Source organism: Streptomyces sp. SID14515 (genome assembly GCF_010548505.1).
Lineage (GTDB): Bacteria > Actinomycetota > Actinomycetes > Streptomycetales > Streptomycetaceae > Streptomyces > Streptomyces caviscabies.
Genome location: NZ_JAAGMH010000078.1, coordinates 36,050 through 57,041 on the forward strand (window position 1 = coordinate 36,050; position 20,992 = coordinate 57,041).

Genomic DNA, 20,992 nt, shown 5'->3' on the forward strand with positions numbered 1-20,992 from the left:
ATCCCATCGGTCACGCAGGTGCGTGCCTCCGATCCCTCATGGGAGGAAACAACGTGAGAACCACACTCGTCCGCCGAGGTGTGGGTGCCGTTCTGCCCCTGGCTCTCGCCGGGGCGATGAGCGTCGCGCTGCTCGCGCAGCCGGCCCAGGCGCAGCCGAACTCCCCTTCGGCCGCCACGGCATCGAACGCGTCGCAACCGTCCCGCCCCGCCGGGTCGGCCGACCCGGCGCCGCAGGCGCGGCAGTCCCCCACCTCGGACACCGGCCACCAGGCCAAGGGCCGGTTGAAGGCGTCCCAGCTCCCCCCGCTGAGCGCCGACAAGTCCGCCCTCAAGGAGGCCTACGGCCACCACGACGTCCCGCGGAAGCAGGACGCGGGCAAGAAGCCCTCGGCGAAGGCGGCCGCCGCGTGCGACCCGGCCGACTTCACCGGCCGCACCGGAAGCGAACTGGTGCGGCAGATCAAGGGGTCCACCACCGACTGCGTCAACACCCTGTTCAGCCTGACCGGAAGCAACGCCCAACTGGCCTTCCGCGAGGCCCAGATGGTCACCGTGGCCCACGCGCTGCGCGACAACGCCGCCTACTACCCGGGCGACGCGAGCACCGGCACCCCGCAGCTCGTCCTCTACCTCCGCGCCGGGTACTACGTGCAGTGGTACAACCCGGACGTCGTCGGACCGTACGGCAGCGCCCTGACGACCGCCATCCGCTCGGGCCTCGACAGCTTCTTCGCCAGCCCCCGCTCGCACGATGTCACCGACGAGAACGGCGAGACGCTCTCCGAGGCGGTCATCCTGATCGACAGCGCCCAGGAGAACGCCCGCTACCTCCACGTCGTCAAGCGGATGCTGGCCGACTACGACTCCTCCTGGAACGCCTACTCGCGGATGCTCGCCGCGGCCAACAACGTGTACACGGTGACCTTCCGGGGCCACCAGGTGCCCGCGTTCGTCAGCGCCGTCGAGGCGGACCCCGGCCTCATCGACTCCCTGTACCGCTTCGCCGCCGACCACATCGACCTGCTGGGCGGCGACCAGGCCTATCTGACCTCCAACGCCGGACGCGAGCTGGCCCGCTTCCTCCAGCACGAGAGCCTGCGCGGCAAGGTCCGCCCGCCGGCCACCGCCCTGCTCCAGCAGACCTCCATCACCGGCCCCACCGCCCCGCTCTGGGTGGGCATAGCGGAGATGGCCGACTACTACGACCGGGCGAACTGCTCCGACTACGGTGTCTGCGACCTCCAGGAACGCCTCAAGCGCGAGGTCCTGCCGGTCCGCCACACCTGTAGCCCCGGCATCCGCATCCTCGCCCAGCAGATGACGTCCGCCGAGCTGGACTCCAGCTGCACCAGCCTCATCGAGCAGGACGCCTACTTCCACCGGATCGCCAAGGACGACGGCCCGGTCGCCGACGACAACAACACCTCCATCGAGGTGATCGCCTACGACTCCAGCGCCGACTACCAGACGTACGCCGGCGCGATGTACGGCATCGACACCAACAACGGCGGTATGTACCTGGAGGGCGACCCCTCCGTCGTCGGCAATCAGCCCCGCTTCATCGCTTACGAGGCGGAGTGGCTGCGGCCGGACTTCCACATCTGGAACCTCAACCACGAGTACACCCACTACCTCGACGGCCGATTCACCATGTACGGCGACTTCGCCGAGGGCATGAGCACCCCGACCGTCTGGTGGGTCGAAGGCTTCGCGGAGTACATCTCCTACCACTACCGGGGCGAGCCCTACACCGCGGCGATGACCGAGGCGGGCAAGGGCACCTACGCCCTGAGCACCCTGTTCGGCACCGACTACAGCCACGACACCACCCGGGTGTACCGCTGGGGCTACCTCGCCGTGCGCTACATGCTGGAGCAGCACCCCGCCGACATGGACACGGTGCTCGGCCACTACCGCACCGGACAGTGGGATGCCGCCCGGACCCACCTCACCAGCACCGTCGGCACCCGCTACGACAGCGACTTCCGCACCTGGCTGGCGGGCTGCGCGGCCGGTGACTGCGGCGACGGCTCCACCACCCCCGTCTCCGAGTGCACCGACCCCGACACCCGCGTCCTGGGCGAGAACTGCCGCCGCAGCGACCTCTCCGCCACCACCGGCGACTACGCCTACCACTACCTGTACATACCGGCCGGCACCGCGCAGCTGAAGATCACCGTCAGCGGCGGCACCGGTGACGCCGACCTCTACTACAGCGGCACCGGCTGGGCCACCACCACCGCGCACACCAGCCGCGACACCGGCCCCGGCAACGCCCACACCCTGACCGTCACCGACCCGCCCGCGGGCGCCAACTACATCAGCCTGCACGCCGCGAGCACCTTCGGCGGGGCCACCCTCACCACCGGCTACTGATCCGCCCGCCGCACCCTCCGGCCGGGGCCGGGCGCCACTCGCGCCCGGCCCCGGACCCACTGTCAGTGCCTCCCCCTACAGTCGAAGACATCGCTCGGGGAACGCACCGGGGGAGTCGGGGAACACCGGAGAAGGGGCAACAGCCATGTCCGCCAACAGGATCCAGCACAAGGTGAATCACGTCGCTCTGGTCGTGGACGCCTCCGGTTCGATGTACCAGCACCAGGGGCAGCTGATCCGCGTCGTGGACGAGTTCGTGGCGGGTCTGAAGGCCGAGTCGGACAGCCTCGGCCACGAGACCCGGATCAGCCTCTACTCCTTCGACCACCGGGTGGAGAACCTGGTCTGGGACATGGACGTGAAGCATCTTCCGTCCATGCGCGGGCTGTACAAGGTCAACAACGGCGCCACCGCCCTCATCGAGGCCTCGCTGAAGTCCCTGGACGACCTGGGGCACATCTGGGAGGAGTACGGCGAGCACAGCTTCCTCCAGATCGTCGTGACGGACGGCGAGGAGAACGCCTCCGGCGGCGACCGGCGGCACGACGGCGACATGAGCATCCTCGGCCCCTGGCTCGACCGGATCACCACGAAGATGAACGGACTCCCGGGGCACTGGACCTCCGCGATCCTCGTCCCCAACTCCCTGGCGAAGCGCACCGCCCAGAACTACGGCTTCCCGGCCGGCAACATCGCCATCTGGGACGCGGACTCCCAGAAGGGCGTCGAGGACGCGATCGGCACCGTGCGCGCCGCCGCCACCAGCTTCCTGAGGGGCCGCGAGCAGGGCGTGCGCGGCACGAAGAACCTGTTCGCCGTCGGCCAGGACATATCGGTCGACGATGTGCGGGCCACCCTCGAACCGGTCGCGGCCGACAAGTACCGCCTGCTGAAGGTCGACAAGGAGATGGAGATCCGCGCCTTCGTCGACTCGCACCCGGGCGTCACCTACGAACGAGGCTCCTGCTACTACCAGTTGGGTACGCGAGTCCAGGTGCAGCCCGACAAGGAGGTCATCGTCGTCGAGAAGGACACCGACCGCGCCTACACGGGCGAGGCCGCGCGCAACCTCCTGTTCGGCGCCGGTGTCCGCGGGACCGTCTCGGTGAAGGCCGGCAACAACCCCAAGCTGGAGGTGTACGTGCAGAGCCGCTCGGTGAACAGGAAGCTCAAGGCCGACACACGCCTGCTCATCATGCTCTGAGGCCCCGCCTTTCGCCCACCCGCCCGGTGGCTCAGCCCGAGGTCGCCGGAGCCGATGAGTCCATGGCCACCGAGACGGCCAGCAGGCCCAGGGCGGTGCCCATCAGATAGCGCTGGGCGCGGAGCCAGGAGGGGCGGCGGGCGAGAAAGACGGCGATGGCTCCCGCCGCCAGGACGATGCCCAGATTGACGGTGAGGGCCACCGCGATCTGGACGGAGCCCAGCAGAAAGCCCTGGAGCAGGACGTTTCCCGCCTCCAGGCTGATGAACTGCGGGATGAGGGAGAGATACATGATGGCGATCTTGGGGTTGAGCAGATTCGTCATCAGCCCCATCGTGAACAGCTTGCGCGAGGAGTCGTGCGGCAGCTCCTTGGGCGCGAAGACGGAGATACCGCCGGGCCTCAGGGCGGTCCAGGCCAGGTAGGCCAGATAGCCGGCGCCGGCCAGCTTCACGGCCACGTACAGCTCGGGCACCGCGAGGAAGACCACCGACAGACCGAGGTTCGTGGCCAGCAGATAGACCAGGAAGCCCACGGCCACACCGCCGAGCGACACCACTCCCGCACGGCGTCCCTGGGTGATGCTCCGGGAGACGAGATAGATCATGTTCGGGCCCGGGGTGAGCACCATGCCCAGGGCGACCAACGCGACGCCCAGCACTCCGCTCAGCTCAACCATGCTTGCCCGCCGCTCTGTTCACCCGGAGCCGGACAACCCGGCGCTCTGTGCACCGACCGCGCTGCTCGGTGCAATCCGAGTCTAGGTTCGCCATTCTGGTCGGTTCAATAGTGAACATTGCACTCGGTGCAATGCTGTGCTTCGATGCCGTTCCACGCACCAGGGGAGGGGGAGCCCGTGAAGGACTTCCGGTCCGTCGCCGACCTCGTGGCGGCGGAGATCGCGGCCGGCCGGCTCAAGGCCGGGGAACGCCTGCCTCCGCAGCGGGAGTTCGCCCGGCGGTACGCCATCGCCAACTCCACCGCCGTCCGCGTCTACCAGGAGCTGGCCCGCCGCGGTCTCACCGTCGGCCAGGTCGGACGCGGCACCTTCGTCACGGACGCGCCCGGCGCGCCCGACCCCGCACCCGCCCTGTCCGAGCCCGCCGACAGCCGGGTCGACCTGGAGCTCAACCACCCCGTCGTGCCCGAACAGGCCGGGCTGCTCGCCGCCGGCCTGGAGAAGCTGGTGCGCTCCGACCAACTGGAGTCGGTGCTCCGCCCGGTCGGGCCGACCGGCACCTCCGCCGCCCGCGAGGCCGCCGCCGCACTCCTCGCACGGGGCGGCGGACGGCCCGACCCGGAACGGATCCTGTTCGCCGGGAACGGCCGCCAGGCCGTCTCCGCCGCCGTCGCCGCACTGACCCGGCCCGGCGCCCGGCTGGGCGTCGAGGAGTTCACCTACCCGGTGCTGAAGGCCATCGCCGCCCGGCTCGGCGTCACCCTCGTGCCGCTGGCCATGGACGAGGACGGACTGATCCCGGAAGCGGTGGAGGAAGCGCACCGCGCCGATCCGCTGCACGCCGTCTACGTACAACCTGTCCTGCACAACCCGCTGTCCGTCACCATGCCCGCGCGACGGCTCGACCGCCTGGCCGACGTGCTGCTGTCATCGGGCATCCATGCGATCGAGGACGCCGTCTGGGCCTTCCTCCGGGACGACCTGCCGCCCCTCGCCGCGCGGGCCCCCGAGCACACCGTCCTCGTCGACAGCCTCTCCAAACGCCTGTCCCCAGGACTGTCGCTCGGCTTCGCCGTGGCCCCCGCCGCGTCGGCGGGCCGGGTCGCGGGGGCCCTGCGCTCCGGAGGATGGGCGCCCATGCGGTTCCCCCTGGAGGCGATGGTGCGGTGGCAGCAGGACGGCACCGTCGACACCCTCGTACGGGCCAAACGGCGAGAGGCCGAGGTGCGGCAGGAGATCGCGCACCGACACCTCGGCGACTTCCGCACCCGCAGCGACCCGTCGTCCTACTACCGCTGGTGGGAGCTGCCCGCCCCCTGGCGCGCCGACACCTTCGTCGCCGCCGCCGCGCGGCACTCCATCGCGGTGACCCCGGCCGCCGCGTTCTCCGCCGGCCGCCACCGCGGCCCGCACGCGATCCGCCTCGGCCTGGCCTCCCCCACCCGGGAGGTGCTCTCCCGGGCCCTCGCCACCCTCGCCGACCTCGCCCGGTCCGCGCCGGACGAGCTGGCGGGGGACTGAGAGCTCATGAGGCGAAGCCGTGGTGGAACTGCACGGCTTCACCGAGAGCTGCGCGGGCTCCCTCGAAGTCGGCGAGTCGAGCAGCGACCGTGGCCACCGCGAGCCGTTCGGGCAGGGCAGCAGAGAATTTGAGACCGTGCACGGCGCGGCGATCGACATCTGGGAGAACGAGGGCAGGGCTGTCGCTCGCTGCTTGGTGACTCTCTTGCCACCTGTGGGGCGTCAGGTCTTCACGCAGGCGCACGTAGCAGTCCGTGGGGCGTTGGACGGGATCGGCGATGGCCGGCAGTGTCGCCGCCAATGTCGCGTTCGCGCGGTAGCCGGCCCAGGTCCACCAACGGACGTCCGCACCATGACGGCTGACCAGGGACCTGGTCGGGTGTACCAGTTCAGGTGCCTCGTCCTCCCGCCAGCCGGCAAGGCAAACCTCGGCCCGTCGAGTGAGGGAGACAGGAGGGTCGGCCCCGAGGAGCACGGTGCGCATCGCACGGGTGAGGGCGTAGGAGAGACCTAGGACCGAGCCACTGCTCCACTTGGCGACCCCGCCGCCGTCTGCTGGTTCGACGAAGGCTCGTTTTCGGGCCCAGTCGATGAACGTCACCTGCCAGCTGCGGCCACCGAGCAGAAGTCGCCGGGGTCCAGGGCGTTCTTCGGTCAGGACCGAGGGGTCCATCTGCCCGATCTCGGTGCGGCCGGCCAGAACGGTGAATTGGGGGGGAGCGGTGAAGGAGGCGGTGAGCTCGATGAAGTGACGGCGCCCGAAGCGCCGTTCCGCCTCGGGGCCGATGAAGAGAAGCCCGTCGTCCTCGTCCAGGAAGCCTTGTGCCACCAGGTGGCGCAGGATCGGCTTTGCCGAGGCGTCGAAAGGCGCCAGACCGTTCCATTGGATCGGCCACAACTGGTCACCGACCCGCTGCTGCTGGAGCGTGACCGCGAGCAACTGCTGGGCGACCAGATGGCGAGGCTCGGGCGGCGGGGTCACCGGCTCCACCCACCCCTCCCCCCACAGGAGGAGCAGTGCGGCTGCTTGAAGCAGGGTGTCCTTCCGGGTGGCGAGAAAGAGACAGTTGCGCGTGCTACCCGGGCGTCTGCCCGTACGCCCGATGCGCTGGAGGAACGAGGCGACACTGCTGGGCGAGTCGATCTGGATGACGCGGTCCAGATCACCTACATCGATGCCCAGTTCCAGCGTCGACGTGGACACGATGACGCAGTCCCGGGCCTCGGCGAAGGCTTGCTCCGATCGAGCTCTTTCCTCCGCCGAGAGTGAGGCATGCGACAGGAACACGGTCACTTCCCGCTCACGCAGGGCGGCGCCCAACTGCTCGACCTGTCGTCGGGAGTCACAGAAGACAAGCCGCTTTTCACCGCGGTGCAGCGCGGCAATGAGCTTGGCAGCGTTCTCCAGCGAACCGACGTAGTCCAGCTCGACCTCGCCCATCGGCGCTGGCCCGCTCGTGGAAGGGGTGGGCGAAATCACGCGGGCCGGCCGCTTCCCCGCCCCCGACCCTTGAAGCCAGGTGAGTAGCTGCTCAGGGTTGCCGACGGTCGCCGACAGCCCGATCCTCTGGACCGGGCGCCCGGTGACACGTTCCAGACGTTCCAGCACCGCGAGCAGATGCCAGCCGCGATCGTCCCCCGCGAAGGAGTGAACCTCGTCCACGACGACCGCTCGCACTGTTCCCAGAAGGTGCGCGTGATCGGTCTTCACACCAATGAGCATGGCCTCCAGCGATTCAGGGGTGGTGAGCAGGATGTCCGGCCGGTCGGCACGGATGCGCTGTCGCTGCGACCCCCTCGTGTCCCCGTGCCACAGTGCGGCACGGCGTCCCAGCCACTGGGCGTAGCCGTCCACACGCGTTACAAGGTTGTTGAGCAGTGCCTTGAGCGGACACAGATACAGCACGGACGTGCCGGACCATCGCTGCTCCGACATGGCGGACAGGATCGGCAGACAAGCCGCTTCCGTCTTCCCGCCCGCGGTGGGGGCGAGGAGAACGGCATCCTCTCCGTCCATCAGCGGGCGGATCGCCGCCCGCTGGAGGGGGCGTAGGTCCGGCCAGCCCAGAGTGTTCACCACATGGTGCAGGACGACCGGGTCCAGGCGGTCTACGGGGTCCTCGGATGCCGGCGGCTGCGCCACTACACGTCCAGTTCGATGTCGTCCGCCGAGCGGGTGGCCGCGGAGTTCCGTTCCACGTCGGTCAGTTCGTTGCTGCTGACGGTCAGCCGGTAGTGCTGCCGAGGGTCGAAGTCGTCGAATTGGTCGACCCGGTCCAAGACGTCCCCTACCAGCTTCTTCAGGAAAAGGCGCGGTGCCACTCCCACCTTGCCGCCGAGCGCACCGCCGACCGCGTGGGCAAGTTCGGCGACATAGGCGTCATCGACGACGGACACGACGCGTTCGGGGGCTGAGGCGCCCGCAGCATAGAGGTCACGGATGGTCACGCCCAGATTCACCAGCGAATCCTGGGTGAAACCGGGCAGCCGCAATTGCACCGCGCGGGGGTTGTCGAAGCGTGGGTCGGTGGTGAAATCGGTGGCAAGCCGTTGGGCGAGCGGGGCCAGGCGCTGCACGCCCTGCTGTCCGTCGTAGAAGGCGGGCGTACCCGTGATCACAAGGTAGAGGCCGGGGAAGCGGCCTGAGTGGATCTCGTCGATGAGCTGTCGCAGCGCGTTCAGAGCTTTGTCCCGCGCATCGGACCGTACCCGCTGGAGCGTCTCCACCTCGTCAAGTACGACGAACAGCCCACGATGCCCGGAGTCGCGCAACACGGTCAGCAGCCCTTGGAGAAAGCCGAGCGCACCGAAGTGGTCGAGGTCGCCTCGGACCCCGGCTGACCGCCGAGCAGCCGCAGCGACATGTGGTTGGCCGCCGAGCCAGGCGAGTACGGCTGCCGCTGTCGCTTCATCTCCCTCGGCGAGCGCCGAGCGGTAACCGCGCAGAGCGGTCGCGAACGACGGTGCGTGCCGCGAGACCTCGGCCAGCCGGGTGGTCAGCAATGCCTCGACTTCACGGGCCAGCTCATCCTCGCTTGCGCCGGCCGCAAGGGCGTCCTCCTCCAGCGCGTAGAACCAGGCGTCCACGATGGGCCGAAGCGCACTCGGCGGAAAACTTGCCGTAGCCAGCCGTTCAGTGAGCCGCCGGTAGACAGTCTCAAGCTTGTGCAGAGGCGTTTCCGTCTCCGAGACCTGGATCTCGGCGACCGCGAAGCCAAGCCGCTTGGCCCGCTCTCCCAGCCACCTCGTGAAGAACGTCTTGCCCGATCCGTACTCGCCGCGCACTGCCTTGAACACGGCCCCGCCCGAGGCGACCGCGTCCAGCTCGCCGTCGAGTGCGGAAGCGAAGCGGTCCAGGCCCGTTGCCAGCAGGTCGAGTCCGCTGTCGGGTACGGCCCCGCGCCGCAGCGCATCGATCACGGTGCGACGACGGGCGGCAGAGGTGGGAGGATTCGGTTTCGCTGAGCTCACCGGCTCAGTCTCTCACCCGGCATGACTGGGAGCCGGGGCTGTGCCGTGGGGGCTGCTGCCCTCCTTTACGGCTGGTACCGGTGTGAAAGACTCACATTGTGTTGCTGACCTATGTCGATGAGTCATACGACCGGGACCACTACTGGATGGTCGCTCTCGTCGTGGCGGAGAAGCATCTACGTCCACTTCATCGTGCACTCGACTCCGTCGTGGCCAAGGCAGCGGACCGCTACCCCGTCGACCGTCACGCTGAGCTGCACGGCCACGCGCTGGTGCAGGCCAGGGACGACTGGACGCGGATGGGTAACAAGGGTCACAACATGGTGCGGGCCCGCATCGGTGTCTACGCGGACGCCATGAAGGTGATCGGAGCTCATGACGTACGGGTCATCGTGCGGGGGCTCGACCTGCGGCCACACCGCAGTAACCATTTCGGTCCTGGAGCCTGTCCCTCGCCGCACGAAGTAGTTCTGCGGCAGCTGCTGGAAGAGATCTGCGAACACGTGCAGGTGCGGGATGAGCTGGCCTTGGTGATCGCCGACGAGATCGACGGGGCGGACGACCACCGACGGCATTTCCGTGACTACCAGCAGGATGCCGCCGGCGGCAGCGTGAGCGACAACCTGCCCTGTCTCGTGGACACCATCCACTTCGCACCCTCGAAAGCGAGTCGGCTGCTGCAGGCGGCGGACCTGATCGCGTATCTGCACCGTCGGCTGGTCAGCGGACAGGACAGCGACCCACGGGCGCGCAGGGCCAACGAGATGCTCTGGACACATGTGGCTCCACGTGTCGCCCACAGCCATTGCTGGGTGCCCGATCAGCACACCTGCTGACGCTTCCGGCCGAGCTGGCTGTGCCGATCGTGCCCCGATCAGCACAAAGGCCCCGCTTCCGCGGGGCCTGAGGCGAACCGGGCGTCAGTTTCTGGAGACGTCCCTGGGGCCGAGGCTAGCACGATGGCGCGCCCGTACGACTGCCTGTGCACAGTCCCGAAGCGCCCCGCTCAGCCCAGTTCGAATTGCTCTCGCAAGAGCCCTTGGTGCAGTCGTAGGGTCCGGCCGTCCGGCAGTGTCTCCAGGACCTGCACGCCGTCGTAATTGAGCAGCTGACGCAGGACGGCGGCGAAGCCGTCCGCGCGGGTGACCGGGAACTCCACACGTTGGGCCAGGGCCGTCACGGGGAGCGTGCCGCCCGCGTCGATGAGTGCCTGAACGGCCTGCCGAAACTTTTCCAGCTCGCGCTCGCGTGGTTTACGGGCCAGCAGCTCGACCTGATCCTGGAAGGCGGCCGCCCCGAACAGCCGGTGGACCAGGCTCTCGGTCTGCGTACGCAGCTCCGTCGTGACCAAAGCCTCCCCTGCCTCCTCGGCCGGGACCAGAACGACATCGAACAGCGAGTCGTGTGTGCGTGCCAGCTCGGCCTGGGTCTTGGACGGCGCCTGCCGAACGGGCTTCTTCGGAGGAGGCGTGATATCCGGAGATGGCGGCGGCACGGGAGACGGGGCTCGCTCGTCCAGGAACCACCATGAGGGCCGCTGGTCACCCAGCTCACGCCATTCCTTCGGGGGTGTCGCTCCGAAGGGCAGGAAGGCCAGCACCGGGATGGTGAACTCTGCGAGGGACGCCCCGCCGTGGTAGCCGGCTTTGAGAGCCGTATAGCGGGAATCCGCATCCCACAGAGCGACGATCGAGCCACCGGGATCGGGCCAGACGACCCGAGGACCGCTGAGCGGGATCTCAGCGGCTGACAGCGTCCCGCCAGGCAGGCGGTGGCGGGCCGACTCCGGGACACTCGAATCGACCTTCGTGCCACGCCGGTCCACGACGTGCCCGTGATCGCTGGTGATGAGCACGGCCATGCCCTGGGCCGCCGCCACCCGCAGCAAGTCGACCAGGCCCGGGATGTCCGAGGTTCGCCAGGTCCCGTCACCGAGCTTCTGCTCCTTGGCGAGCCGGTCGTCGATGGCGTTCAGGACGACAGCCACATGGGTGCGCCCGTCGGCGAGAGCTTCGCCGAGGGCGGGGCCGAATACCTCCCCGGCGCTCGACGTACGCAGGTCGTCCTTGTGGAACACGGCTGCCGGGGCCCCGCCCCACAGCTTCTGCTGAGGGAAGAGCCTCTTCTCGTCGGCCTGCGCTCCCTTCATCAGGCGGCCTGCGAAGAGAGAGGTGCGGGAGACAGCGGTCAGGGTCGGCAGAGCCGCAGCCATGGCCCGCCGGTGAGGTTCGCCGTCCTTGACCGGATCGAACTCGGCCCACGTGGAGCGCAGCTCCTGGCCGAGTTCAGTGGCGATCGCAGCACTCATTCCGTCCAGGACGAGGAGCAGGACGCGTCGGCCGTCGGTGCTGCGGACGATCGGCTTCACCACCCGGTCCAGGAAGGTCTCCACCGTGAGCATGGAGCCGGGGTGAGTGCCCGCCGCGGTCCACCTGGCCAGCGACCGCGCGAAGGCCCGGTCAATTTCGTGGCGGCGTTCGCGGACCCGTGCGCCGAGCTTGTCGTAGGCGGAACGTAGGACGGGGTCCGGGTCTCCTCCGGCCTCGATGTGTTCCAACGCCTGGTCCACCCACCCGGTCTCCGCGAGGTGGCGCTCTATTCCGGCGCCGGTGGAGTCGCACGCGGTGACCGGTTCAGCGGCGAGCCACTGTGTCAGGCGCCCCCCCATCCTGGCCCGCCGAATCCGGGTTTTTGCCTCGGGGGCACCGGCCCGCCGGTGCCCCTCCAAGTCCCGGAAGGCATCGGCGAGAGCGCCGGTCCGCCCCGATTCCAGGATGTGTCCCACCGCGGCGAAGCGGGCCTCCAGACCGGACGGCAGAAGTGGGCTCGCCTGGGCAGCGGATTCTGCTCCGAATTGCCGGACAAGTGAAGCGGCCCGGTCCAGGACGGTGTCGCCGATGCGACGTGCCTCCCGGGCCTCCTCGCTCTCGGAGCCCCCGGCCCGTGTTGCGGCGGCCAACAGGACGCCCAGGTAGTCCTCACAGGCCCGCCCGAAGGCCGACGCCATGTGGTCCAGCTGTTCTCCTGTGGCCAGGGGCTGCTCTCCGAACCATCGCTCGGCCCGGCCTCGCGCCAGATAGACCTGGGCGTCCGGAACGGCGTGTTGCCACAACGCGGCGCAGACCAGCCCGAACGCCACCGCTTCCTCGCCGTGCTCGGCCTCGACCAGGGCGAGGAGAGCCTGCCCGGCAAGGCCCGCCTGGTCCTCCTCGCTCAGGAAATTCCGCAGCCCCGCGCGTTCGGGGCCGCGCAGTTCGAGCAGGCGGCCGGGGCCACTGGGGCTCAGCGACCAGCCCAGCAGTGCGTGGATGTCCAGAGCGTCGTCCGTTCTCCGGACCCGATCCATCGGTCCATCCGACTCGGTGTCGTACCGCCCCAGTCGCAGCCGACGCAGGGCGAGGGCGGACAGGGCCTTTCGCCGGGAGAGCACGCCGCCGGCCAGGGGAGGCCAGCCCCCGGGTGGGGTGGCGTCCAGGAGAGCCTCGGCAGCCCAGTTGGCATGCCTGAGCCGGGTGTCGACCTGCTCGGCGCCGAAAGCCTCACGGACGACGTCCCAGCTGTCGAGCGTGTCGATGCGCTTCTTGTGGACGCGGGCGAGGATCGCGGGGTCGAGTTCGCTCTGTTCGCGGTCCGTCAGGATGACGAGCACCGCGGGGCCGGTAGAGCCCCCGTTAGTGGCGGGCTCCGCCCTGTCCCCGAGCGGTTCACCGAGATGGTCCAGGAGCAGCTCATGTACGGCAAGAGGCGAGGGGGCCGTGGAGATGCGGGCGGTACGCCCCTCGCTCCAAACCGGTTCTGTCGGACCGTCCCACTGCGGGGCGGAACGCAGGAGGACGGCACGGCGTCGCCCGGTGCCGGAGAGGGACGGGGCCAGCGACGTCTGGGACGACAGGTACTGGGTGATCGTGGCGACGTTCAGCCGGGCAATCGCCGATGTGCTCGTGACGCTCATGACTCGACGACCCGCCAGGTGATCTCGACTGCGGCTCCCGGTTCACGGGCCGCCAGATCGGCGATCTCGGCCTGGAGCTCGGCCACGGCCCGTGCCGCAGTCGTGCGCCCGCCGCCCGACCGCCGACTCCGCGAGCCACCCGGGGCGGGCTCCGCGATCCGGTCGGTGGGAACAGGCGGGTGACTGGTCCCGGTGTTCAGCGGCACCTGGTCCGCACCGGGAGTAGCCGGCGGGACCGGGGGCGGGGGAGTGACCGCGGCCCGGTTGCGCTTCACCAGCGCGAGCACTTCGCGCTGCGTGCGGGTGAGAGCGTCCTTCAGATCGATGGTCCGCTGGTCGCTCCCGGCCGCGTTGCGCAGGGAGTCCAGCAGGGCCTGCCCCTCGGGCCCTTCGTTGACCGCCAGCTCCAGGGTGGTCCAGGACGTGTCGGTCAGGGCGCGGGCGACGTCCTTTGCCTGGGTGATCGAGGAACCGAACCGATCCGCGCTCACCTGCCCGAGGTCGAAGGCGGCCAGCGCGTCCACCGTCTTCTTGGCCCCGGCCGCACCCTGCCCGGCGCTCTCGCCGAGAGACGTCAACAGCTCGACGGACCGCCGGGCGAGGGGCAGCCGCGCGGCCTCGTCGGTGCTGTCGAGCCGGAGGAATACCGCGTGCTCCTCCAGCTTGGCCACCAGACTGCTCGCGTAGTCCTTGTGGGCGTGCGCCGCCTGGACGATCTGGCGGGCGAACTGGTTGACCATGCGACCGCGCCGCAGCGTGGGAGCAGGCTCCCCGAAGATCGTGGCGAACCGCTGACGAGCCGTGTCCCAGTCCTCCTCGGAGGGCCGAGGCTGGCTGCGCAGCGCGTCGTGATCCTTGATCTGCGACAGCTCCGGTGCCGGGTCGAGCGGCATCCCGCTCCGGACCCACACCCGGTCGTCCATCTCCGCGAACGCGGCCACGATCAGCCGGGTGAGGAAGTCGGGGAGCCCGCGCGGCTGGGGCAGGTCGGTCCAGTCGGTGAGGGTGATCAGGGAGAGATCGCCTGTCACCCCACGCTCCCGTGCGAGCTGCCGGAAGTGGTCGGCCCAGAAGAGCGACAGCTCGAAGTACGCCTCCTTCTGCTGCCCGAGACGCAGGGGCCCCGCGATGCGCTGGAGCAGCTTCCGGTCCGCGGCCGGCACCTCGGTCCGGTGGTCACGGGCCTCCGCCGCCGCCCGGATATGCGTGAAGACCTTGCGTGCGTCGGCCGCCTTCAACGGGATGCCGGTGTGGTCCGGGTCCAGGTCCGGGTGCTCGGTGAACTGATCGGCGAGCAACTTGCCCGCCACGTGCCGCAGCCCGTCCCGCATCGACTGACCGACGGAGAAGACCAGCCCGTCGACGTCCCGCAGCGACTGGAGGTGCTCGGAGAAGCCCAGCTCCACATCGGTGGGCTTCTTCTCCGCCAGCCCGTACGCCTGCTTGAACGCGGCCTTCACGTTTTTGAGTAGCGACTCCCTCTGGGTCTCCAGCAACCCCTTGGCACGGGCCCGGTTGTCCGCGTTGAGATGGCCGGCGTACTGGGTGTCGAAGCGCTGCTCGTCCGAGAGGGCCTTGTCGATGACGACGAGGCGGCAGAAGTCGGTGTACCGCTGGGCGGAGAGGTGGGCGGGCAGCCAGGCGACCGTACGCCACGGCTCGCCGTCCTGCTGCTTCTCCCGGAGTCGTCGCACCCGGTTGACGTCGTCGATGGGCCCGTACTCGCCCTCGTCGTACGGGAGGTCGACGACGATCCTCCAGAGACCGTCCTCGTTCGGCGACAGGTCGTGGTCGGGCAGCTCCTCCTCGTCGGCGAGGTTGCCGAAGAGGACTTCCGCGCTGCGGCTCGTGCCGCGCCAGTCGAAGTTCACCCGGTTGGTCAACTGTCCGTGCTCGATGGCGAGTTCCTCGGAAAGGAGTCGCTTGGCGAGCGCCTGCCTGTTGCCCGGGTTGTCGTTGACCTTGGCGTTGGCGATGACGGAGTCGACGTCCACACCGGTCAGTTCGAGCCGGACTCCCGGGTTGGTGTCGGTGCCGGTCTCTTTGATCTCCGGGAAGCGGCCCGCCCACTCCGCGATCTTGTTTTTCAGGATGCCGTACTCGCGGCCCGGGATCGGGGCGACGACGGACCCGTAATTCAGGGCGGACAGCCGACGGATCGTGAGGTCGGAGAGCGCGGGCACGCTGGGCGCGAGCGCTGACAGCAGCAGGGTGCCCACGATCCGGTTGTCCCCAACGAAGATCTTCACCCGACCCCTCAGGTCCGGGTCGGCGATGCTGTCCGGGCCCCGGTGGGTGTACTGCTCGACATCCTCCTCGGACACGTTGTGCGTGCCGAGCAGGTAAGGACGCAACTTGGTGCGGTAGAGCTTGTCGGCCGCCTCGAAGACGACCTTGAGGCTGTCGGTGAACGGCTTGTCGCCACCGGCCGTGATCAGCGGGTAGAGGTCGCCCACCGGGATCAGGTCCCCGAGCCGCAGCTCGTCCCGGTGGTCGGCGAGCAGCTGCCCCATCAGCTTCATACCCGTCCGGTTGCGCTGGAGGGCGGAGGAGACGTGGACGAGTGTGTCCATGAAGGCGGGGGAGAACGGATACGTCAGCCGGAAGCTCTCCTCGTCGGCCCCCACCCCGTCGGCTCCTCGGTCCGAGCCCAGCAAGGTGTCCCACACCTCTTGGCGGACCTTGCGGGTCTTCTCGAACTCTGCGTTCACCAGCGTCGCCGACTCTGCGTCCTTCGGGGTCAGCAACCGCGCGTGCGCCACCTGAGGAAGGTTGCGGTCCTCCAACGTGATCTTGTCGAAGCGCCCGGAGGCGAGGTTCAGCGTGTCCTGGATGGACGACTCGGCGGCCCCCGACACCTCCTCGCCCACCAGCTCGCGCAGGTCGCGCTGGCGCGCGATGAACGACACCACGGGCACGGCACGCCGCGCGTCGCCGCCCTCCACGAAGTTGGTGATCTTACTGGCCTCGCGCGCCACGAACTTCTGGTCGTGGATCAGCGTCGCCAGCCAGAGGATCAGCTCGTCCAGGAACAGGATCAGCCCGTCGTAACCGAGGGACTTCGCGTGCTCGGCGATGACGGACAGGCCCGCGTCCAGCGACACGAACCCGTGCTCGTCCTCGGCGGCGTTCCTCGTGAAGCCGGGCAGCAGGTGCGCGTTGGAGTCCTCCACCAGCCGGGCGCGCAGCTCGGCCGGGGTCGACGGGCTCACCAGATTCAGCGCACGACCCGACTCGTGGACCTCCTCGGCAGCCAGCGCGGTGTCCAGCAGCTCCGGCTGCCAGGCGAACGCCTCGCCCCACTCGTCGTCCTCGTCACCACCGGTGGCCTCCGAGGGTGCGAGGCCGTCGATGATGAACCGGTCCCCGTTGCGCTCCCGCAGCGACCGGATGGTGTCGAAGAGCGCGTCCGTCCGGTACACCTGCGGCGTCGGAGCGTCCGGATGCAGCTTCTTCACATGCGTGACATAGCCCCCGAGTACCCGCTGCTCCAGGGCCTTCGCCCCGAGCATGTGGTACGGCACCAGCAGGAACCGCTTCCCGTCGGTGCCCAGCCACTCGTGCTTGGACAGCACCGGGTCGAGATCGGCACGCGCCCGTGCGGCGGGGCTACCGCTCAGCAGGGCGTGCAGCACCGCCATGAAGTGCGACTTACCCGAACCGAACGAACCGTGCAGATAGGCCGCCTTCGACGTGTGCCCGTCCAGGGCCGCCTTGATCAGCCCCAGCGCCTCGTCGAAGTTGTCCCGCAGCCGCTCCGTGACCACGTAGTCCCGCAGAGCGCCCTCGGCGCCGGCCGGGGTCGTCGCCTCCGAGAGGCGGAGGACGAAGTCCGAGGTCGACAGGGACTCCTTGATGTCGATGACATCGCGGAGCAGGGGCGGCTGCTGGGCCATGGGCGGTCTCACTCTCCGGCGGGCTGGTGGCAGGTGGTGTCGTCCGATCGTATGGCTTGGGTACGTCAGCGGACCAATGATCCCGCCGGCCCGGGGCCGCCCGGGGGTCAGACGAGGGCCACGCTCTTCGCCACGGCCTCCGGATCCACGAGGGAGCGCAGCTTCTCCCGGGTCTCGGGGTCGGTGGAGTAGATGATCGTTCCGACCATGCCCCGGGTCAGCAGCACCTTGTACGTGTTGCGGATGAGCCGCGCCACGTCGGCGTCCGGGGTCGCCTTGGTGAAGACCGGGTCCTTCGACGCCGTACGGTCGACCACCCACCGGTCGGTCCGCCACACCAGGTCGGGCCCCATGATCACGCCCGACCAGTCGTACTCGAAGCCCTGCGCGGTGTACACGCACCCGACCTGCCCGAACCCGGCCGGATCGGTCGCCCACAGCGGCGCTGGCGGAGCACCCAGCACGGAGCGGTCGCCGTACAGGTTCCACGGCCGGGCCCAGTCGCCGATGACGACGTCGGTGGGCAGGTTGGACATCTCCGGCGTGATCTTCGTCGTCCACTTCCAGCAGTACCCGGCCGCCATGCGCGCCCCGTACTTCTCCGCCCGCTTGGCGATCAGGAAGTCCTCCAGCTCCTGCGGGCTCTCGGCGGTCCGCAGCTCCACCTTGCCGTCCGGCTCCCACGCGACGGGGCCGTCGCCCTCCAGCCCCAGCAGGCTCGCGACCCACTTCACGTACGCGTCGCTGCCCCCGCAGCGGAACTGGCTGTCCAGCTCCACCACCACGCAGTCCAGGCCCATCGCGGCGGCGGCCGCCCCGATCTGCTCCTTGGTCCCCATCTCGCCGGGGCGCACAACCTGGTGCTGGTCCAGCAGGAACACCGGTACGCGGGCGGCCTCGATCAGTTCGGCGACCTGGGGGCGGTCGGTGCGCAGCTCGGCCTTGGTGTAGCGGTTGGCGGACGTCTTGCGGAGCCGGTGGGACTCGTCGCAGATGATGACGTCGAGATCGTTGGGCTCGGCGGCCATGAAGCTGTTGAAGTACATGAACAACTTCTTCACCTCGGGCTTCCGGTCCCCCACGACCTTGCGCATGGTCTTGGTGAACGACGCGGACCCGGTCGCGTGCAGAGCGGTCACTCCGCGCCGGTACAACTCGCCGAGGAGCGACAGGGCGATCACGCTCTTCCCCGAACCCGGCCCACCGGTCACGACGACTACCTGCTTGTGGTTCGACCGCTTCGCCTTCCGCACGGCGGAGAGCACCAGCTCGTAGGCGATCCGCTGCTCGTCCAGGAGCACGAACTGCTCTCGGTCGCGGACCTCGGCCGCCGCGACCGCCATCAACTGCCTGGAAGGGCGCACCTTCCCCCGGAGTAGAAGGTCGGCGGAGTGCGCCCCGGATTTGGGGGCGAGCCGCGAACGGAGGAAGTCGAGGAACGCCCCGCGCTGCTCGGCGGTGTACATCCGTCCCTGTACGTCCTCCGGCACCTGGCGCAGGGAGCTGATGCCGAACTCCGTAGCGTTGTGCAGGAAGGCCACCCCGGCGACGGACTCCGGGATCCGCTCCAGCGCGCCGTTGAAAGACAGCAGGTACGAGACGTAGCCCCGCACCTGCTCGACCGGGTGCAGAACGGGCCGCGGGTAGGCGTCGATCCGGCAGAGCAGCGGCTCGTCCTCCTCCGCGTACGCCTGGCTCCACTGCTTCAGCTCGACCACTACGTACGACGGCTCCCCGGTGACCGGGTGCACCCCGGCGAGCAGCACGTCGGCGCGCTTGCTGGTCAGGGGCAGGGAGTACTCGATGAGCATCTCGACCTCGCCGAGCCCCGCGTCGAGCAGCGCCCCGGTGAGAGCGGGGATGCTGCGCTTCCAGGACCGCACCTCGGAGTCCCCGGGATTACGGCCGTGCGCGTGCTTGAAGTTCTCCATCAGATGCAGCGACAGCGAACCTTCGAGGTTGCGGGCGGCGGCGGACTCGCGGAACAGCAAGGAATTGCCCCAGGCAGCACGAAATGACTCGTGCGGGTGGGGGCATGTCCTCTTCAGTCCGCTGACACGGAACGGAAGCCCGGCGGGCCGCTGAGATGATCCGTCTCATCGTAGGACGGGGGTATGACAGGCGGCGAGGTTTTTCGAACGCGAGGCCGGGAGGACCCCTCCCGGCGCGCGCCACCGGTGGCGGCCGCCCAGGTCAGAAGGGGTGCGGCTGTCGGCTGCGGGCGTTGACCTCGGCGAGCTGCGCGCTCAGGAACTCGCCCCGGCTGAGTGGTCGTAGGTGCCCCGGATTCGCCTCCCACTGCTTGCCCCCGCCGAGCGGCCGGAGCAGGACGTATGGGCTCCGATGGCCCACCACGAGCCCGACCCGGCCGCTCCCGCTGTCGTGGACGGCCACCCCGACCCCGGGGACGCCGTCCTCGGTCACCGGGCCAGCCCGTTGGTGATCGCGATCGCGAGGGCGTGGGCCACGGGCGCGGAGCACACGCCGAGGTGGACGAGGGCGTACCGGATTTTGCCGGACCGCTCCGTTGTTGGCTGCGTGTGGCCGTCGGCGTTCTCGCCGCTGCGTACGGAGAGGGCGTGCCGTCTTCGCGGAGGGTGTCGGCACACGGGGTACGGACGTCCATCGCGGGAAGCTGGATGCCGGCCCGGTACAGGGCTGTGGCGAGGGCGTCGCGGGCGTCCAGGGCTTCTTGTTTCGGCTGGTTGTTGCGCGGAACCTGCGCCCCGGCCGCAGGTCGTCAACTACCGTGCGTGAGAGGTGCGTTACAAGAATGTCCTGGTCAGGGGCGGAGTCCTGCCGAAGCCGGGGGAGCTTCCCCGGCCGGATCCGCAAGTTCCACACGTTCCACGTTTCACGGAGGGCGCGATGACGACGAGGCGAGCGGTCACGGGCCGCAGCAGGGAACCACGAGCCCAGTTCGCGGAGGAGTTGCGCCTCCTGCGCACGTCACGCGGCCACAGCCTGCGGCAACTGGGCGACCGGCTGGGCTGGGACTGGTCGCTGTTCGGCAAGATGGAAAAGGGCGAGACGGTCGGCGGCCCGGAGGTCGTCCAGGCGCTGGACACCCATTACGGGACGCCTGGGTTGCTGCTGGCGCTGTGGGAGCTGGCGGTCAGCGACAAGACCCAGTTCAAGGAGCGGTACCGGCGGTACATGGCGCTGGAGGCCGAGGCATGAGCATGTGGCACTTCGCGGTGAGCGTATTGCCGGGGTTGTTGCAGACGTCGGGGTACGCGAGGGAGATCCTGGCCTCGGGTGGGCTCAGAGGCGAGGCGTTGGAGCACAGGTCGAGGCTCGGATGGGGCGGAGAGAGCTGCTCACCGGCGAAGACGTGCCTCAGTTCCGGACCATCCTGTCTGAGGCGGTGTTGCGGACCCCACTGCGGGACCGGCAAGAGTGGGAGACGCAGCTGGAGGCCGGAGAGCGGGGTGACGTGACACTGCAGGTGGCACCGTTCAGCGCTGGCCCCCATGGCCTCACCAACGCCGATGTCATGTTCTCCGCCTGGCCGATGGGCGTACCGTGGCGTATGCCGAGAACGGGTACAGGGGCGAACTCATCGAGGAATCGGTACCGGTTGAGCGGCTGCAACATGCGTACGATTCGGTGCGCGAACTGGCTCTCTTTCACCAGCCGAGTCGCGGAAGTTTATTCTGCGCATCCTGGAGGAAGCACGTGCGAGCCCTTGATCTGAACGCAGCCACTTGGCGCAAGAGCAGCTACAGCAACCAGGGCGGCGGTCAGTGCCTTGAGGTTGCAGACGGCTACACGGCTGTGGTCCCACTGGGTGACAGCAAGAATCCGTCCGGCCCTGTACTCACGTTCGCGGCTGGCAGCTGGTCATCGTTTGTGTCCGCTGTGAGGAACGACGAGCTGAGCGCCTGATTT

Annotated in this window: 13 protein-coding genes and 1 pseudogene; 6 read left to right on the forward strand and 8 right to left on the reverse strand. The window is 69.1% G+C overall.

Annotated features, from left to right (window positions below; genetic code table 11):
* The first annotated feature begins 116 nt into the window (after positions 1 to 116).
* Entirely contained in the window at positions 117 to 2,378 is a 2,262-nt protein-coding gene (locus tag G3I54_RS15470) for a M9 family metallopeptidase (RefSeq protein WP_203686377.1), read from the forward strand.
* Positions 2,379 to 2,523: 145 nt separating this feature from the next.
* Positions 2,524 to 3,582: a VWA domain-containing protein gene (locus G3I54_RS15475; protein ID WP_164615090.1), complete on the forward strand. Its 1,059-nt coding sequence runs from the start codon at positions 2,524 to 2,526 to the stop codon at positions 3,580 to 3,582.
* A gap of 31 nt (positions 3,583 to 3,613) precedes the next feature.
* Here G3I54_RS15475 and G3I54_RS15480 read toward each other — a convergent pair whose 3' ends face one another.
* The gene (locus G3I54_RS15480) at positions 3,614 to 4,261 is read right to left on the reverse strand and encodes a LysE family translocator (RefSeq protein WP_164615091.1); all 648 of its coding nucleotides are present in this window, start codon (positions 4,259 to 4,261) and stop codon (positions 3,614 to 3,616) included.
* A 177-nt stretch (positions 4,262 to 4,438) separates the two neighbouring features.
* On the opposite strand from G3I54_RS15480, the gene G3I54_RS15485 reads away from it, so the two are divergent.
* Positions 4,439 to 5,782 carry a PLP-dependent aminotransferase family protein gene (locus G3I54_RS15485; protein WP_164615093.1) on the forward strand — a complete coding sequence of 448 codons (1,344 nt, stop codon included), beginning with the start codon at positions 4,439 to 4,441 and terminating at the stop codon, positions 5,780 to 5,782.
* 4 nt (positions 5,783 to 5,786) lie between these two features.
* On the opposite strand, the gene G3I54_RS15490 is transcribed toward G3I54_RS15485, so the two are convergent.
* Together G3I54_RS15490 and brxD are read right to left on the reverse strand one after the other, a co-directional pair.
* Positions 5,787 to 7,925, reverse strand: coding sequence for a DEAD/DEAH box helicase (locus G3I54_RS15490; RefSeq protein ID WP_164615095.1), 2,139 nt, complete (start codon positions 7,923 to 7,925; stop codon positions 5,787 to 5,789).
* Positions 7,925 to 9,253 (reverse strand): BREX system ATP-binding protein BrxD, encoded by a 1,329-nt coding sequence (gene brxD, locus G3I54_RS15495; protein WP_164615097.1) that lies wholly within the window; start codon positions 9,251 to 9,253, stop codon positions 7,925 to 7,927. The genes G3I54_RS15490 and brxD overlap by 1 nt, the downstream gene beginning before the upstream one ends.
* Positions 9,254 to 9,351: 98 nt before the next feature.
* Here brxD and G3I54_RS15500 point away from each other — a divergent pair, with 98 nt between their 5' ends.
* Positions 9,352 to 10,089 carry a DUF3800 domain-containing protein gene (locus G3I54_RS15500; RefSeq protein ID WP_164615099.1) on the forward strand — a complete coding sequence of 246 codons (738 nt, stop codon included), beginning with the start codon at positions 9,352 to 9,354 and terminating at the stop codon, positions 10,087 to 10,089.
* A 170-nt stretch (positions 10,090 to 10,259) separates the two neighbouring features.
* Here the strand turns inward: G3I54_RS15500 and pglZ are convergent, their stop codons facing one another.
* The 5 genes from pglZ to G3I54_RS15525 form a co-directional block, all read right to left on the reverse strand.
* Complete coding sequence (gene pglZ / locus G3I54_RS15505; RefSeq protein WP_164615101.1) at positions 10,260 to 13,205, reverse strand: BREX-2 system phosphatase PglZ; 2,946 nt, start codon at positions 13,203 to 13,205, stop codon at positions 10,260 to 10,262.
* Positions 13,202 to 17,101, reverse strand: coding sequence for a phage resistance protein (locus tag G3I54_RS15510; RefSeq protein ID WP_164615103.1), 3,900 nt, complete (start codon positions 17,099 to 17,101; stop codon positions 13,202 to 13,204). The genes pglZ and G3I54_RS15510 overlap by 4 nt, the downstream gene beginning before the upstream one ends.
* A 107-nt stretch (positions 17,102 to 17,208) precedes the next feature.
* Positions 17,209 to 19,092 (reverse strand): DUF2075 domain-containing protein, encoded by a 1,884-nt coding sequence (locus G3I54_RS15515; protein ID WP_164615105.1) that lies wholly within the window; start codon positions 19,090 to 19,092, stop codon positions 17,209 to 17,211.
* 202 nt (positions 19,093 to 19,294) lie between these two features.
* Positions 19,295 to 19,525: a hypothetical protein gene (locus tag G3I54_RS15520; protein ID WP_164615107.1), complete on the reverse strand. Its 231-nt coding sequence runs from the start codon at positions 19,523 to 19,525 to the stop codon at positions 19,295 to 19,297.
* Positions 19,522 to 19,710, reverse strand: a complete 189-nt coding sequence (locus G3I54_RS15525; RefSeq protein WP_239144387.1) for a hypothetical protein — start codon at positions 19,708 to 19,710, stop codon at positions 19,522 to 19,524. The genes G3I54_RS15520 and G3I54_RS15525 overlap by 4 nt, the downstream gene beginning before the upstream one ends.
* A 259-nt stretch (positions 19,711 to 19,969) precedes the next feature.
* Here G3I54_RS15525 and G3I54_RS39500 point away from each other — a divergent pair.
* Both G3I54_RS39500 and G3I54_RS15535 read left to right on the forward strand, forming a co-directional pair.
* Positions 19,970 to 20,793: pseudogene (locus G3I54_RS39500) on the forward strand (helix-turn-helix transcriptional regulator).
* The gene (locus G3I54_RS15535) at positions 20,780 to 20,989 is read left to right on the forward strand and encodes a DUF397 domain-containing protein (protein WP_164615109.1); all 210 of its coding nucleotides are present in this window, start codon (positions 20,780 to 20,782) and stop codon (positions 20,987 to 20,989) included. Before G3I54_RS39500 ends, G3I54_RS15535 begins: the two are co-directional and overlap by 14 nt.
* The last annotated feature ends 3 nt before the right edge of the window (positions 20,990 to 20,992 follow it).

Excerpts from the sequence above, each read along its gene's own strand:
- G3I54_RS15470 (WP_203686377.1), top strand. The coding sequence starts at position 117 with ATGAGCGTCGCGCTGCTCGCGCAGCCGGCCCAGGCGCAGCCGAACTCC.
- G3I54_RS15475 (WP_164615090.1), top strand. The coding sequence starts at position 2,524 with ATGTCCGCCAACAGGATCCAGCACAAGGTGAATCACGTCGCTCTGGTC.
- G3I54_RS15480 (WP_164615091.1), bottom strand. The coding sequence starts at position 4,261 with ATGGTTGAGCTGAGCGGAGTGCTGGGCGTCGCGTTGGTCGCCCTGGGC.
- pglZ (WP_164615101.1), bottom strand. The coding sequence starts at position 13,205 with ATGAGCGTCACGAGCACATCGGCGATTGCCCGGCTGAACGTCGCCACG.
- G3I54_RS15510 (WP_164615103.1), bottom strand. The coding sequence starts at position 17,101 with ATGGCCCAGCAGCCGCCCCTGCTCCGCGATGTCATCGACATCAAGGAG.